Origin of the sequence: Aliikangiella marina (assembly GCF_007004765.1) — a bacterium.
GTDB lineage: Bacteria > Pseudomonadota > Gammaproteobacteria > Enterobacterales > Kangiellaceae > Aliikangiella > Aliikangiella marina.
In genome coordinates, this window is the sequence record NZ_VIKR01000002.1 from 1,031,112 (window position 1) to 1,045,841 (window position 14,730).

General features: G+C 42.5%; 12 protein-coding genes and 2 tRNA genes. 8 read left to right on the forward strand and 6 right to left on the reverse strand.

The window, feature by feature from the left end; translation table 11 throughout:
• Positions 1-105: 105 nt before the first annotated feature.
• The 7 genes from clpP (at position 106) to FLL45_RS10900 (ending at position 7,552) form a co-directional block, all read left to right on the forward strand.
• Positions 106-726, forward strand: coding sequence for an ATP-dependent Clp endopeptidase proteolytic subunit ClpP (gene clpP / locus FLL45_RS10870; protein WP_185964411.1), 621 nt, complete (start codon positions 106-108; stop codon positions 724-726).
• 157 nt (positions 727-883) lie between these two features.
• Positions 884-2,173 (forward strand): ATP-dependent Clp protease ATP-binding subunit ClpX, encoded by a 1,290-nt coding sequence (clpX, locus tag FLL45_RS10875; protein ID WP_142942034.1) that lies wholly within the window; start codon positions 884-886, stop codon positions 2,171-2,173.
• Positions 2,174-2,402: 229 nt separating this feature from the next.
• Positions 2,403-4,817 carry an endopeptidase La gene (gene lon / locus FLL45_RS10880; RefSeq protein ID WP_142942035.1) on the forward strand — a complete coding sequence of 805 codons (2,415 nt, stop codon included), beginning with the start codon at positions 2,403-2,405 and terminating at the stop codon, positions 4,815-4,817.
• Positions 4,818-5,056: 239 nt separating this feature from the next.
• Complete coding sequence (hupB, locus tag FLL45_RS10885; RefSeq protein ID WP_142942036.1) at positions 5,057-5,329, forward strand: nucleoid-associated protein HU-beta; 273 nt, start codon at positions 5,057-5,059, stop codon at positions 5,327-5,329.
• A gap of 15 nt (positions 5,330-5,344) precedes the next feature.
• Positions 5,345-5,420: transfer RNA gene (locus FLL45_RS10890), tRNA-Val, on the forward strand.
• Between the two features lie 74 nt (positions 5,421-5,494).
• A tRNA-Asp gene (locus FLL45_RS10895) sits at positions 5,495-5,571 on the forward strand.
• An 82-nt stretch (positions 5,572-5,653) separates the two neighbouring features.
• The gene (locus FLL45_RS10900; RefSeq protein ID WP_142942037.1) at positions 5,654-7,552 is read left to right on the forward strand and encodes a SurA N-terminal domain-containing protein; all 1,899 of its coding nucleotides are present in this window, start codon (positions 5,654-5,656) and stop codon (positions 7,550-7,552) included.
• 65 nt (positions 7,553-7,617) lie between these two features.
• On the opposite strand, the gene FLL45_RS10905 is transcribed toward FLL45_RS10900, so the two are convergent.
• Genes FLL45_RS10905 through pspF form a run of 6 tightly spaced genes read right to left on the reverse strand, consistent with a single transcriptional unit; the run spans position 7,618 to position 14,169 of the window.
• Positions 7,618-8,574, reverse strand: coding sequence for an oligopeptide/dipeptide ABC transporter ATP-binding protein (locus tag FLL45_RS10905; RefSeq protein ID WP_210247156.1), 957 nt, complete (start codon positions 8,572-8,574; stop codon positions 7,618-7,620).
• On the reverse strand, positions 8,571-9,569 hold the full coding sequence (locus FLL45_RS10910; RefSeq protein WP_142942039.1) for an ABC transporter ATP-binding protein: 999 nt from the start codon (positions 9,567-9,569) through the stop codon (positions 8,571-8,573). Before FLL45_RS10910 ends, FLL45_RS10905 begins: the two co-directional genes overlap by 4 nt.
• A gap of 1 nt (position 9,570) precedes the next feature.
• On the reverse strand, positions 9,571-10,458 hold the full coding sequence (locus FLL45_RS10915; protein ID WP_142942040.1) for an ABC transporter permease subunit: 888 nt from the start codon (positions 10,456-10,458) through the stop codon (positions 9,571-9,573).
• Positions 10,455-11,432, reverse strand: a complete 978-nt coding sequence (locus FLL45_RS10920) for an ABC transporter permease subunit (RefSeq protein ID WP_142942041.1) — start codon at positions 11,430-11,432, stop codon at positions 10,455-10,457. The genes FLL45_RS10915 and FLL45_RS10920 overlap by 4 nt, the downstream gene beginning before the upstream one ends.
• Positions 11,425-13,083, reverse strand: a complete 1,659-nt coding sequence (locus FLL45_RS10925) for an ABC transporter substrate-binding protein (protein ID WP_185964412.1) — start codon at positions 13,081-13,083, stop codon at positions 11,425-11,427. Before FLL45_RS10925 ends, FLL45_RS10920 begins: the two co-directional genes overlap by 8 nt.
• Positions 13,084-13,089: 6 nt before the next feature.
• The gene (gene pspF / locus FLL45_RS10930) at positions 13,090-14,169 is read right to left on the reverse strand and encodes a phage shock protein operon transcriptional activator (protein ID WP_142942042.1); all 1,080 of its coding nucleotides are present in this window, start codon (positions 14,167-14,169) and stop codon (positions 13,090-13,092) included.
• Between the two features lie 284 nt (positions 14,170-14,453).
• On the opposite strand from pspF, the gene FLL45_RS10935 reads away from it, so the two are divergent.
• Positions 14,454-14,675, forward strand: coding sequence for a hypothetical protein (locus tag FLL45_RS10935; protein WP_142942043.1), 222 nt, complete (start codon positions 14,454-14,456; stop codon positions 14,673-14,675).
• The last annotated feature ends 55 nt before the right edge of the window (positions 14,676-14,730 follow it).

The following is a 14,730-nucleotide window of genomic DNA, read 5'->3' on the forward strand; positions in this document are numbered from 1 at the left end:
TTTCAAACCCGGTATTGAAACTGCTATAGTTAACCCATATGTTAACCGTTGGTAGTTAAATACCGGGTTTTTGGTTTATAGACCATTGAATTATAAGGATAAAGAATGTTGAAAACAGATGCTATGTTAGACGCGCAAGCCCTAGGACTAGTGCCCATGGTTGTGGAACAAACCGCTAAAGGCGAGCGCTCATACGACATCTATTCTCGATTGCTAAAAGAGAGAGTTATTTTCATGGTAGGCCAGGTCGAAGATCACATGGCCAATCTTATTGTGGCACAGATGCTGTTCCTAGAGTCTGAAAATCCAGACAAAGATATTTCGCTTTATATTAACTCTCCTGGTGGGTCAGTTACTGCCGGTATGGCGATATACGACACCATGCAATTTATTAAACCCTCTGTGTCAACCTTGTGTATTGGGCAGGCGTGCAGTATGGGGGCATTCTTGCTTGCCGGTGGTGCTGAAGGTAAACGCTTTGCGCTGCCTAACTCAAGAGTGATGATTCACCAACCACTGGGTGGGTTCCAAGGCCAAGCATCTGATATTGAGATACATGCCCAAGAAATCCTCAAAATGCGGGAAACTTTGAACCGTATTTTAGCCAAGCACACAGGCAAAAAACTGAAAGATCTTGAAAAAGACACGGATCGCGATAACTTTATGAGTGCTGAAGAAGCAGCTTCCTATGGTATCGTTGATAGCGTAATATCTGCTAGAGGCTAAAAAATAAAGCCTCAAACTAGGATCTAATTCACAATAATTAATATAAATAAGTAGCCTAAGTATCGACAAACTAAGGTATAAAGGTCTAAGCTTAAGTGTAATGATGACGCTTAGTACCGTAGTTTTGAGATAGTTAGAAAACGTTAAAGGAAATCCAATGAGCGACAACAGAAAATCAGGTGGTCGAGACGATAGCGGAAAGCTACTCTACTGCTCTTTCTGTGGCAAAAGCCAACATGAAGTTAGAAAACTAATCGCAGGTCCCTCCGTATTCATTTGTGATGAGTGCGTGGAATTATGTAACGACATTATTCGCGAGGAAATTCAAGAAGTTACCCAAGATAGTGACGCTAACAAATTACCGACTCCAAGAGAAATTAACGACATCCTCGAGCAGTATGTAATCGGGCAGAGTGCTGCAAAGCGGGTACTTTCGGTCGCGGTTTACAATCATTACAAACGTCTCCAGACCGATAACTCGGTGAAAACTGATGATGTTGAATTAGGAAAAAGTAATATTCTACTCGTCGGGCCAACAGGAAGCGGTAAGACGTTGTTAGCTGAAACACTGGCGAGATTGTTGGATGTTCCGTTCACAATTGCTGACGCTACTACGCTTACCGAAGCGGGTTATGTCGGTGAAGATGTCGAGAATATTATTCAAAAGCTACTTCAAAAGTGTGATTACGACGTCGACAAAGCACAACACGGTATCGTCTATATTGACGAAATCGACAAAATTTCGCGCAAAGCGGACAATCCCTCTATCACCAGAGATGTTTCTGGTGAAGGTGTTCAGCAAGCGCTTTTGAAACTGATAGAAGGCACGGTTGCCTCGGTGCCGCCTCAAGGTGGACGCAAGCATCCGCAACAAGAATTCCTGCAAGTTGATACCAGCAATATCCTGTTTATCTGTGGTGGCGCTTTCGCCGGTATGGACAAAATTATCCGTGATCGCTCTGAGCGCTCTGGGATTGGTTTTGGCGCTGAGGTCAGAAGCAAGGAAGAAACCAAGAACATTGGCGAGATTTTCAAGGAAATCGAGCCAGATGACTTAGTCAAGTACGGTTTGATCCCGGAATTTGTAGGTCGACTACCTGTCGTAGCGACCCTTGAGGAGCTCGATGAGGATTCGCTGATTCAAATTTTGTCACAACCTAAGAATGCGTTAACCAAACAGTATGCGAAGTTGTTTGAGATGGAAGGAGTAACGCTTGAGTTCAGAGAGGATGCATTGCGAGCTGTGGCTCAAAAAGCCATGGAAAGGAAAACTGGTGCTCGTGGACTTCGCTCGATTCTTGAGAAAGTCTTACTCGATACCATGTATGATTTACCATCGATGGAAGGTGTTACCAAAATTGCCATTGATGCGGCAGTTGTGGATGGCGAATCTGAACCGCTGCTAATCTACGAAAGCCAAGAGAAAAAAGCAGCGTCTGAAAAATAACCAAATAATGTAAAAAACTGACCGAGAGTCAGTTTTTTACTTTCAAGGTGATTGAAAATCATCTTATTTGTCCCAACATATCCAGCAATACGTAGTAGTTTTAATAAGTTGTAATTATCAGCCTGTCTTGTGGAAATCCGTTACATTGGATTTTAAAGTCTAAGGTATTGCAAAACATTTGTTAGGTCTACTGATTAACCGCCCCATTTTCTAAAAGTAGAGAGTTTATATGGCAACTATTTCACCTGAAGAAAAGCAGTTACCCGTTTTACCATTGCGTGATGTAGTGGTATTTCCACATATGGTAATTCCGCTTTTTGTTGGTAGAGAAAAGTCGATTAAGGCCCTTGAGCACGCGTCCGACGCTCAAAACCAAGTTCTATTAGTCGCTCAGCGGGACGCTAATAACGACGAACCTGGTGGCGAAGATATTTTTGAACAAGGCTGTGTCGCGAATATTCTACAAATGTTAAGACTTCCTGATGGGAATCTTAAGGTGCTGGTTGAAGGGATCGAGCGAGCGAAAATCGAACAGCTGTCGGAAGTTCATGAGTTTTTGATGGCAGATTATCAAGTAATTGAGTCAGAAAAGGCCTCTGTTGATGAAGAGGGCGCACTCGCTCGCTCAATCAAAGCGATGTTCGAAAATTACATAAAACTCAATAAGAAGATTCCCGCAGAGGTTCTAAATACGGTTTCAGGTATTGAGGATGCAGAGAAACTCTCAGACATCATTGCTGCACATTTAGTGCTGAAAATCGATGAAAAGCAAAAAGTACTCGAACTTTCATCGGTCGCTCAGCGCCTTGAATATTTGATGGGAGTAATGGAGTCCGAGATTGATTTACTCCAGGTTGAAAAGAAAATTCGCGGCCGAGTGAAACAACAAATGGACAAGAGCCAGCGTGATTACTACCTGAATGAGCAGATTAAGGCGATTCAAAAAGAGTTGGGCGATGATGACTCCGCATCCGACGTTGAAGAACTCGCGCAAAAAATTGACAAGGCGGGAATGCCAAAAGAGGCGAAAGAAAAAGCTGAAGCGGAATTGAAGAAGCTAAAAATGATGTCTCCAATGTCGGCCGAAGCGACAGTCGTCAGAGGCTATATCGATTGGATGATTAACATCCCGTGGAAAAAACGAAGTAAATTATTCGGCGATATCGGTAAAGCTCAGTCGGTCTTAGAAGCGGATCACTATGGGCTTGAAGAAGTCAAAGAACGGATTTTAGAGTTCCTCGCAGTGCAAACTAGAGTTAAAAAGTTAAAGGGCTCTGTGTTGTGTTTAGTTGGACCGCCCGGCGTTGGCAAAACCTCTCTCGGCGAGTCTATTGCTAAAGCAACCGGACGAGAATTTGTACGAATGTCATTGGGAGGTGTTAGAGACGAAGCTGAGATCAGAGGGCACCGTCGTACCTACATCGGTTCAATGCCCGGTAAGATCTTACAAAAATTAAGTAAAGTTAAGGTAAAGAACCCGCTGTTTTTACTGGATGAAATAGACAAGATGGCTATGGATATGCGAGGCGATCCTGCTTCTGCGTTGTTAGAGGTTCTTGACCCCGAACAAAACTCTAGCTTCAACGATCATTACTTAGAGGTTGACTACGACTTGTCTGAAGTTATGTTTGTTTGTACCGCAAATTCAATGAATATTCCTGGGCCTTTACTTGATCGAATGGAAGTTATCAATTTGTCTGGATACACAGAAGACGAAAAACTTAATATTGCAACGCGGTATTTATTGCCGAAACAGAAAAAAGTTAATGGCTTAGAAGAAAATGATATCCAAATATCAGATTCGGCGGTTACCAATGCAATTCGCTTCTACACGCGGGAAGCTGGTGTGCGTAATTTAGAGCGGGAATTGTCCAAGATATGTCGGAAAGTTGTCAAACAATTGATGCTCGATGAATCGAAGAAACAGGTTCGAGTTAATACCAAAAATATTGCCAAGTACCTAGGGGTAGAAAAATATGATTTCGGTAAAGCCGGTGAAGTTGACCAAGTGGGTCAAGTGACTGGTCTTGCATGGACCCAAGTCGGTGGTGACTTATTAACCATTGAAGCAGCTGTCACCAGCGGTACCGGTAAAGCGATTTCAACGGGCCAATTGGGGGATGTCATGCAAGAGTCAGTCAAGGCGGCGATGACAGTCGTAAGAAGTAGGGCAAATTCTCTCGGTATCGAAGAGAGTTTTTATCAGACAAAAGATATCCATGTTCATGTGCCTGAGGGAGCAACACCTAAAGATGGTCCTAGCGCTGGTGGCGCCATCTGTACCGCCTTGGTATCTGCGCTAACCGGTATTGCGGTCCGCCGTGAAGTTGCCATGACCGGAGAAATCACACTTCGTGGTGAAGTTTTGCCGATTGGTGGTTTGAAGGAAAAGTTATTGGCAGCGCATCGTGGTGGTATCAAACAGGTGCTTATTCCTGAGAAGAACGTTCGAGATTTGGAAGAAATCCCTAAAAATGTCATCGGAGATTTAGATATCGTGCCGGTGCGCTGGATTGATGAAGTTCTTGAAAAAGCGTTGGTAAGCTTACCGGCGCCGCTCAATCAAAATGATAAGAGTGCTGCGGACGATAAAAAATCTATCGCAAAATCTAAGTCACAAAAAGGCGAGGTGAAACCACATTAACCCACATCGATCCAGTGATTAATAGACTCACTGGTTCGGTTTATATTCAATTTATGAATATACTCGCAAAAATGATGTTATTTTGACCAAAGCCGCGGTTTTTCTGGGGTTTAGAGCATTTGTTGCTTGACAGGTAAATTGCTCCATTGGTATAAAGTTATCCGCGAGGGGCATACATCTCTAACACTCTGTAGGCTATGCTCTCAAACTTAACAAGATAAGAATTAAAGGGGAATTAAGTGAATAAATCTGAACTTGTAGATGCAATTGCATCAGGCGCTGATATTTCTAAAGCTTCTGCTGGTCGTGCACTCGACGCAATGATTGACTCAATCACTGAAACACTTCGTAAAGGTGATCAAGTTGCTTTAGTTGGTTTCGGTACTTTTTCTGTTAAAGATCGTGCAGCGCGCACAGGACGTAACCCTCAAACTGGTAAAACAATCGAAATTCCAGCAGCTCGTGTACCTGGATTTAAAGCTGGTAAAGGCCTTAAAGACGCGGTAAACTAGCCCTCCTTTTTTGATGGGCGCTTAGCTCAGTTGGGAGAGCATCGCCCTTACAAGGCGAGGGTCGCTGGTTCGAGCCCAGCAGCGCCCACCACTTAAGATATCGTTATAGTGTCATGTAAATGGCTTAAAAAACCAAGAAATGTGTCTTAAGTTAAATGAGTATTAGGAGCGGTAGTTCAGCTGGTTAGAATACCGGCCTGTCACGCCGGGGGTCGCGGGTTCGAGTCCCGTCCGCTCCGCCAGAATTAAGCGCGCCAAACCAGGCGCGTTTTTTTATTGAGTTAATTCAGACAATAGATTTAATATTTAAATGAGCAATTCGTTATGTTAGAAAGCATCAGAAACGGGGTGCAAAAACCCTGGGTAAAAGTTGTCGTTTTTGCCATCGTAATTTCGTTTATTTTTGCTGGGTATTTTACTACCTCATTTTTCGGTGATCCAAACGCTGTAGCAACTGTCAATGGTGACAGCATTTCACGAAATGAGTTTCAACGCGCTTATTTAAGTCTTAAATCTCAGCAAGCTGATTACTACAATGCCACAGTTAAAACTGAGGAAGATGAGCGCAATTTCCAAGAGAGCGTATTGCAGCGTTTAATCAATATTAAAGTTAAAGATCAAGCGCTTGAAGAATTGGGTATGCGTTTCTCAAGCACTGCGCTTAGAGACAAAATTCAATCGGATCCTAATTATCAAATTGATGGAAAGTATTCATCAGGATTGGTTGATCAGGCATTAGTTGCGACGCAAAGAAGCCGTGAGAGTTTCAAAATAGACTATGCAAACCAAGAAGTAACCCGCCAATTGTTGTTGGGATTATCGGAAACCGATTTTGCTTTGCCAGGTGAAGCCCAAAATGACTTTGAGCTTATCTCGCAGACTCGCAGTGGAAGAGCATTACAAATCAACTTTGCTCAGTTTAAACAGAACGTAACCCCAACTGAAGAAGAGATTAATCAGTACTACCAAGACAATCAAGAAGCGTTTCGTGTCGAAGAGAAAGTATCCATCGAATATATCGAGCTTTCTATGGCTGATCTACAGTCGCAACAAGAGATTACCGATGAGGAAGCAAAACTTTATTATGACGAGAACATTGATCGGTACAAGGCCGATGCTCAACGACAAATTGCACACATTTTAGTTCTCCATAATGATGATGAGTCTGCGTCGCTAGCAAAAGCAGAAGCTTTAAAAACCAGAATCGATAACGGAGAGGATTTTGCTGCAATTGTTGCAACTGAATCAGACGACATTCCTACCAGGGAAACCGGTGGTGACTTAGGCGTTTTGCTTCCAGGCGCGATGGAACCCGAAATTGAAAGTGCAGCAAATGATTTGGTTAATGTTGGTGATATCTCTGCACCTGTGAGAACTGACTTTGGTTATCATATCGTTAAATTGACAAACTTTGTTGAAGGTAGCGTTCAACCTTTTGACGATGTTAAAGCTGAAATTGTTTCGGAGCTCCAAAAAACCAAAGCGGACGAAATTTTCTACGCAAAATCACAAGACCTTGAAAGTTGGGCATTTGAAGTATCGGATTCCCTCGCTGAAGCGTCTGCGCAGACTGGATTAGAAATTAAAGTTAGCCCATTTTTTGGTCAGTCCTCTCGAAAAGATATTTTTGCGAATCAAGCGTTAAAAAATGCTGCTTTTAGCTCAGATGTTAAAGATTCTTTGCTTAATTCGGCACCTGTTGAAATCGGTGAAAATCACATTGTTGTATTAAGGCTTAAGGAGTCGCAACCGAGCAGAGTACAAACGTTAGAGGAAGTGAAAGCTCGAGTCGAAAATAGTGTTAAGCAAGCAAAAGCGAAAAATGACGCAGAACAGCTAGCTGACAACCTATTAGGTAAACTCAAAGCGAAGGAAGATGTAGAAGCGTTACTCTCTGAAAATCAACTAACGTGGACTGACTTAGATAAAGTACAACGCAATAATGCCAGCATGTCATTTGTTGCTAATCAGCAATTCTTTAAAATGCCTGCACCTTCCGAGGGTAATGTGACTTGGGATAAAGTTGAGGACTTTCAAGGCATTACTATTTTGATGTTGAACAAGGTTGAGAAGGGGGATTGGGCTGCTGCAGATGATGCAAACAAAAACCAACGAACCCTATACATTGGTAGTTACTTTGCAAACGCTGGGTTTTCAGCGTTTTTAGAAGATCGTCGCAAAGAGTCAAAGGTCACGCGCAACCTTCAAAACCTACCTCAATAACAGCAACTCTGTTAGAGTAATACATAAAAAAGGCGACATTAGTCGCCTTTTTTATGTTCGCCGATTCAGTTTTCATTTTTAAAACACGCGACCCTCGAACTGTCTTCTTTGGTAATAAGATCAGGATGCTCTACTTGACAACGTTGTTCGCTATAGGGACACCTTTCAGCAAAACAACAAGCGCCTTTCTTAACATTTTTTATTTTTTTGTCACGCGGTTTTTGAAAGTTTGGAAAACGTTTACGATACATTGGAGTGCTTGCAAACAGACTTTGAGTATAGGGGTGTACTGGCCTATCAAATACCTGCGAGACGCTTCCTGACTCAACAACTTCCCCTTGGTACATGACCAAAACGTGATCAGCAATGTGCTCTACAACATTGAGGTCATGAGAAATAAACAAGTAAGACATCCCCATTTCTTCTTGTAATTCTTGCAACAGATTGAGTATTTGAGCTTGGATTGAAACATCCAATGCGCTCAGTGGCTCGTCAGCAATAATCACTTTAGGATCGAGTATTATTGCTCTCGCTATCGCGACTCTCTGACGTTGTCCACCTGAAAACATGTGTGGGTATCGATGACGGTGTTCGGGGAGTAATCCGACGCGACTCAAGGTTGATTCTATTTTCTGTTTCCTTTGCTTTGGGTTTAAATCAGTATTTATTGATAGAACATCATCTAAGATTTTACCGATACGCGCTTGAGGATTGAGCGATTCATAAGGGTTCTGAAAAATCATTCTGATATTTCGAAAACGGTTTTTTCGATGTTTTTTGTTGGCAAACTCTAATCGTTCATTTTCAAAGAAAATATCGCCACGAGTAGGCTTTTCAATGCCAATGATCTGTCTTGCCAGGGTAGATTTGCCCGAACCAGACTCACCCACAATAGCTAAAGTTTCACCTTTCTCTAAGGCGAAACTGATGTTCTTAATCGCCTCGAGCATCCCAGATTGACCTAAATTATAACTACGCACGCGGTACTTACGACAAATATTTTTTGCTTCAAGTAAGCTCAAGAGTCGGCCTCCGCTTTGTTTACCGAACTGACAGAAGCTAAATGACATCTAACTTTTCCGTAGTTTTCAATGCTACGAAGTTCAGGCGTATTTACACATTGACGCTCAGCTTTAGGACACCTTGGGCCAAGTCGACAGCCCACAGGTAGTTGGTCAATAGCAGGGATATTGCCATCTAAAGCAAACAAGCGGCTCCCTTTAACATGCCTGTCGCCTAGCTGAGGAATACTATCAAGTAACGCTTTTGTGTAAGGGTGGTGGGGTGAAGATAAGATATTCTCAGTTGCCGCGTGTTCCATAAGTTGTCCAGAGTAAACGACCCCGATTCGATCGGTATTTTCAGAGAGTAATGCAAAGTCGTGAGTGATGAGCATAAGGCCTGATTGTTGGGCGCGACTGAGTTTGACTAACAGTTCGATAATTTGCGATTGAATGGTCACATCAAGCGCCGTCGTCGGCTCGTCAGCTATCAATAGTCTTGGTTCACAGGCCAAAGCCATCGCAATCGCAACGCGCTGGTTCATGCCGCCCGATAATTGATGAGGATACATTTTTAAGACTAAATCTGGACGATTAATACCAACATCATCCAGTAGCTCGAGTGCCTTGGTTTTTCGATCCGCTCGACCACCTCCACCATGAAACGCTATTGTCTCATCCAATTGACTAGCAATTGAGAAACAGGGGTTTAAACTGGCTTGCGGTTCTTGAAAGATGATTGCGGCTTTCGATGCCACATAAGCGGCCCGATCTTCAACCGACATTTTCATCAAGTCCTCTCCGTCGAGGTTGATATAGTCTGCACGCATTCGCATCTTAGGAGACAGCAATCCCATGATAGCCAAAGCCATCATACTTTTGCCAGAGCCTGATTCACCAACGACCCCTAATATTTCTCCCATCCCCATCTTAATAGACATTCGATCTACGATAGGGACTTCACCTGACTCTGTTAGATAACTGACTGATAAATTTTCAACTCGGAGTAAATGCATTTTATTGCTCCAACTCCATTGCATCTCGTAAACCTTCCCCAACGAGATTAATTGAAAGTAATGTAAAGAATATTGCGAGACCAGGTAGGGCTACTGTCCACGGCGCTATCGTGATGTAAGCGTGCGACTCGGACAAAATTGTTCCCCATTCTGGATAAGGTGCCTGAGCGCCTAAACCGAGAAAACCAAGTGCGGCTATTTCAAGAACCGCGGTGGAAAATGCTAAAGTAATTTGTACGATGACTGAAGGTAAAATATTCGGCAGGATTGAGTGAGTGAACAACCTTACTTTGGTTGCGCCATCGAGCATCATCGCTGTTACATACTCTTTACCCAATTCAGCTTTTATCGCATTACGGGTAATTAAAACAAAATGCGGAATCAAAACTATCGCGACCGCATAGATGGCATTCGGTAAGCCAGGTCCAATTAAAGCCACGATGACAATCGCAAGTAATAAAGAAGGTAGCGCTAAGATTAAATCCATTACCCGCATGATTATTTGGTCAATCCAAACATTCGATAATGCCGATAAGGAACCCAAAAGCATACCGATGCTGGATGCTATGACCACAACAAATATTGCTAGCTTGAGTGAGAGCCGAGCGCCGTGAACTAAGCGAGAAAATAAATCTCTACCGAGGTCATCAGTGCCAAGCAAATGTCTAGCCATACCATCATCATACCAAGCAGGTGGAAGTTTAGTATTCTCAAATTGAATAGCCGGATCATAGGGAGCTATCCACGGCGCAAACAAAGCAACTAAAAATATTAAAGCGAGCAAAACGAATGCGCTGAGTGCTAATTTGTTTTTTAAGAAATTGTTCGTCCAGCGACTAACTGTACTAGGGATAACGCTCTGCTGGTAAAATTGAGGACTATGAATCATTTTTTGTGCCTCAACTTGGGATTGACAAGGTGAACCAAAACTTCAACGGCGATGTTAACTATAATGACCAGCGAGGCAATTGCTAACAGTCCGCCGTGCAAAGTAACAAGGTCTCTTCGATAAACTGCTTCCAACAACCATTTACCGATTCCTGGCCAAGCAAAAATCTTTTCGGTTATAAGAGTACCGGTGATCAGTACACTTATTTGCAAACCAATAACTGTTACGATTGGAATCATCGCATTGCGTAATGCGTGAGACCAAATAATTCTATCATAAGGTAAACCTTTCGCTTTAGCGGTACGAATATAATCACTGGAAAGTGCATCAATCATTGCCGAGCGAGTGACTCGCGTAAATATTGCGAGTGGGATAGTGCCGAGTACTATCGTTGGTAAAACCAAATGTTGAAGAGCGTTTTGAAAGGCCGCTAGTGCGTAGGGTTGATCGGATAAAAGCGTATCGATTAGCATAAAGCCTGTAACCGGTAGAATATCATATTCGAATCCAATCCGAGAGGCGACGGGCGATATTCCTAGTGTCAGAGCGAATAATAAAACGAGTAGCATACCCCACCAAAAAATCGGCATGGAGTAACCAATGAGTGTTGTTGAAACGATCAGTTTATCTTGCCACTTATTTTTATTTTCAGCCGCATAGATCCCTAATGGTAAGCCCAAAACTAAAGCAAAAATAATTGCGATTGTCGTCAGTTCCAGAGTCGCTGGAAAATAAATGAAAAACTCATCTAATACGCTTCGGCCACTGATGCGGGACAACCCCCATTCGCCTTGTGATAAAAAAGCAATATAATTAAAATAATTTTCGATGAGAGAGTCGTTAATTGTTTTAGCGTGAGCGTCCGAAAGGATTAATGGGTCAGGAAACAATTGACTGATTCCAAAAGTGAACAAAGTAAGCGTGAAAAGCCCTAGTATTAGAAGTAAAAATTGGCGAAAAATGATGCTAGTCATTGGCTTTCACTCGCGCTAATTTTTCAGACAAAAACACGTCTTTGAAATAAACACCACCTGAGGGATAAATCTTAAAATTTTGAACGCGAGGATTCACTATCATGTGTTGTGTTGCGTGAGCGATAGGAACCCAAGGAGAGGCTATCTTAAATTGTCTTTGCGCTTGCTTGTAAAGACTTTGCCGACTTCTTAAATCATTTTTGATTCTTGCATTGCGGAGTAAATTACTAAATTTTTGATCACACCAAAAGGAAGAGTTGGTTCCCATATTGGCTGCAGCGCAACTGAGCAATGGCGTAAAAAAATTATCAGGATCACCGTTATCACTAATCCAACCCATTAATGCACTATGGTGCTCGCCAGCCCGAGTACGCGATAAAAAAGTACCAAATTCATAAGTGTCGATCGTGACTTTAATGCCAACATCTTTTAGATCCTGCTGAATTAATTGCGCCATTTTTTTTGCGTTAGGGTTGTAGGAGCGTTGCGCAGACATGGTTGAAATGGTCATTTCAAAACCGTCCTCATAACCCGCAGAGGCGAGAAGCTTTCTCGCTCTTTCTGGGTCAAAATCGTAGTCCGCGACATCGTTATCATAAGACCACATGCTCGGCGGTATCGGATTTTTAGCAACAGAGGCTGTATCTTGATAAACTTTTTTTATAATTGCTTGCTTATTAATTGCGTGATTAAGTGCTATTCGAACCGTTTGATTATTAAACGGAGTTTTCGCTGTATTAAGGGATAAAAATGCAATATTGAGACCCGCCTCATTCAGTATTTCAAGATCAGTTTGTTTTCCCGCGACTTCTATATGAACAGGAAGTGGATTGGCCATGATATCGCACTCTTTAGCAAAGGTTCTCGCAAACCTGAGCGAAGGGTCGGGAGTGATTGCGAAAACTAAATTTTTTAACCGAGGTTGTCCGCCCCAAAAGTTTTCATGCGCCTTGTATCGAATATAAGCATCAGGTTGATAGCGCGTTAGTTGAAATGGACCAGTGCCAATTGGTTGGATATCGATATTAGCAGGCTGATTTTGTTTGAGTAAGTGATCGGCATATTCCTTTGACAGTATTGAAGCGAAGTCCATGGCTAGTGTGGCCAGAAATGTACTATTGGGTTCGTTAAGGATAAACTTGATTTTATAGTCATCAATTTTCTGAATATCTTTAATTAACTCGCCGAGCCCCATTGACACAAAGTATCCATAAGAGAGTGGGGTAACTGAGTGAAAAGGGTGCTGATTGAATCGTTGGCGGTTGAATGAAAAAAGTACATCGTCGGCGTTAAAGTTTCGAGTCGGTTTGTAGTTATTGTTATAGTGGAAAGGCACATCTTGTCGCAGATAGAATGTGTACTCAGTCCCCGAACGAGATACTTTCCACTGAGTTGCTAAAGCAGGCTTAATAAACGTGCTACCAGGTTCAAACTCGACTAAGCGGTTGTATAGCGGGCGAGAAGATGCATCGAATGTTGTTCCCGATGTCGAAAGTTGTGGATTAAATGTTTCCGGACTTCCTTCTGAACAATAAACGAGAACATCGTCTTTAACTTTGTTTGCTTCGTCAGAGTTACAGCTACTCAAGACGAGCGCAGCCGCGAGCCCGAATAGCAGCTTTTGGCTAATTTGGAATTGAATGAATTTCACTACAAATCACTTCTGTTCAAGTAATTGATACTTCTTGAGATATCCGCGCAGTTGATGATATGTCAAGCCTAGCAGATCTGCACACTTTTTCTGATTAAATTGGCTTTGTTCAAGCGCTTGTTGAATGATCGATACTTCTCTGTCTGCCATCGCCTCTTTTAAATCAATAGGAAACTCCACCGAGTTATTCAATGTTGCTAGTTCCGGAATCGATTGAACTTCGTCTGACGCGTCGAATTCGACGGCTTTTAATGATGAACTAGGCGCGTTCGATTGGGCTGAAACAAAAGAACGTTCGCCAGTAAGGCGGTAAGGGGACTCAAATGGGTCGAACTGAATGCGGTCCACTGGTTGGTCTTCCGGGTTTTTATAAATGTTTCGCTCTATGACATTTTTCAACTCGCGGACATTACCTGGCCATGAATAATTTAATAATGCTTCTTCTGCATTTTTGGTAAACCCTGCAAAATACTCTCGCTCTAGTTCTCGTGACATTGCGGTTCCAAAATGTTCCGCGAGAATTAAAATATCTGAAATTCTTGCTCTCAGCGGTGGAATCGTAACCACATCGAAAGCAAGCCGATCGAGCAAATCCGCGCGAAACTTTCCTTTGTGGGCAAGTTCTGGCAAATTCTCATTGGTAGCAGCAACCAATCTGACATCGACCTTTATGGTTTTACTGCCCCCAACCCGTTCCATTTCACCGTATTCAATTACTCTTAGCAGCTTTTCTTGAACAGACAGCGAGCTATTGCCGAGCTCATCGAGAAATAGCGTGCCGTTGTGAGCAAGTTCAAACCTGCCGAGATGCCGTTTGTTGGCACCGGTAAATGCGCCTGACTCATGTCCAAATAATTCGGTTTCTAGAAGGTTTTCATTAATCGCTGCGCAATTGAGTTTAATAAAAGGTTGATCCCATCGCGATGACAGATAGTGAAGTCTTGCTGCGATCAGCTCTTTTCCTGTTCCCCTCTCGCCGACGACTAGAACAGGTTTATCGACTGGTGCTAACTGTGAGACTTGCTCAATAATTTCCAGGAAACAGGAAGCTTCACCGATTAAGTTATCCGAATTTCTTTTCACCATGCCTGATGTCCCAAAACAAACTGTGAATACCAAATGCGTGCGCGCATCGGCTTTTTTTGTCACCTCCTAGCTTTTAAAGGAGGTTAGTTTGACAAATATGAATTGGTAAAAATGACCAACTTAGTGGGCATTTTCACATAAAGTTAGTTGTTAATCTAGCTGTTTGGATAAAAAAATCATTAAATACAATGGGTTATAAAATATATAAAAGTTGGCACGAAAGCTGTATTACTACTAGTAAATAGGCAGGAATTAGCCAAATTAACTAACTTGAGGTTACAACAATGGCAAGCAAGCAAAAACACAAACCACTTTCTAAAAGAGCATCCAAGTTGTTCGTAGAGATGGTGTTTGGTGTTGTCGGTTTACTTGGCATCATGATAGCGCAAGCAGTAGAGCCGGAAGCTAAAAACACACTTTATCAATTGAAGCACCACGGTGAAGTAATGAGTGTTGATGTCAGTAACGTCGCGCCACAAATCGATTGGTTGGATATTTTATTTTAAGTTTAAGTCATTTAATATTTCGTTCGCAATTCTAGCGCGCCATAAATTGACCGCG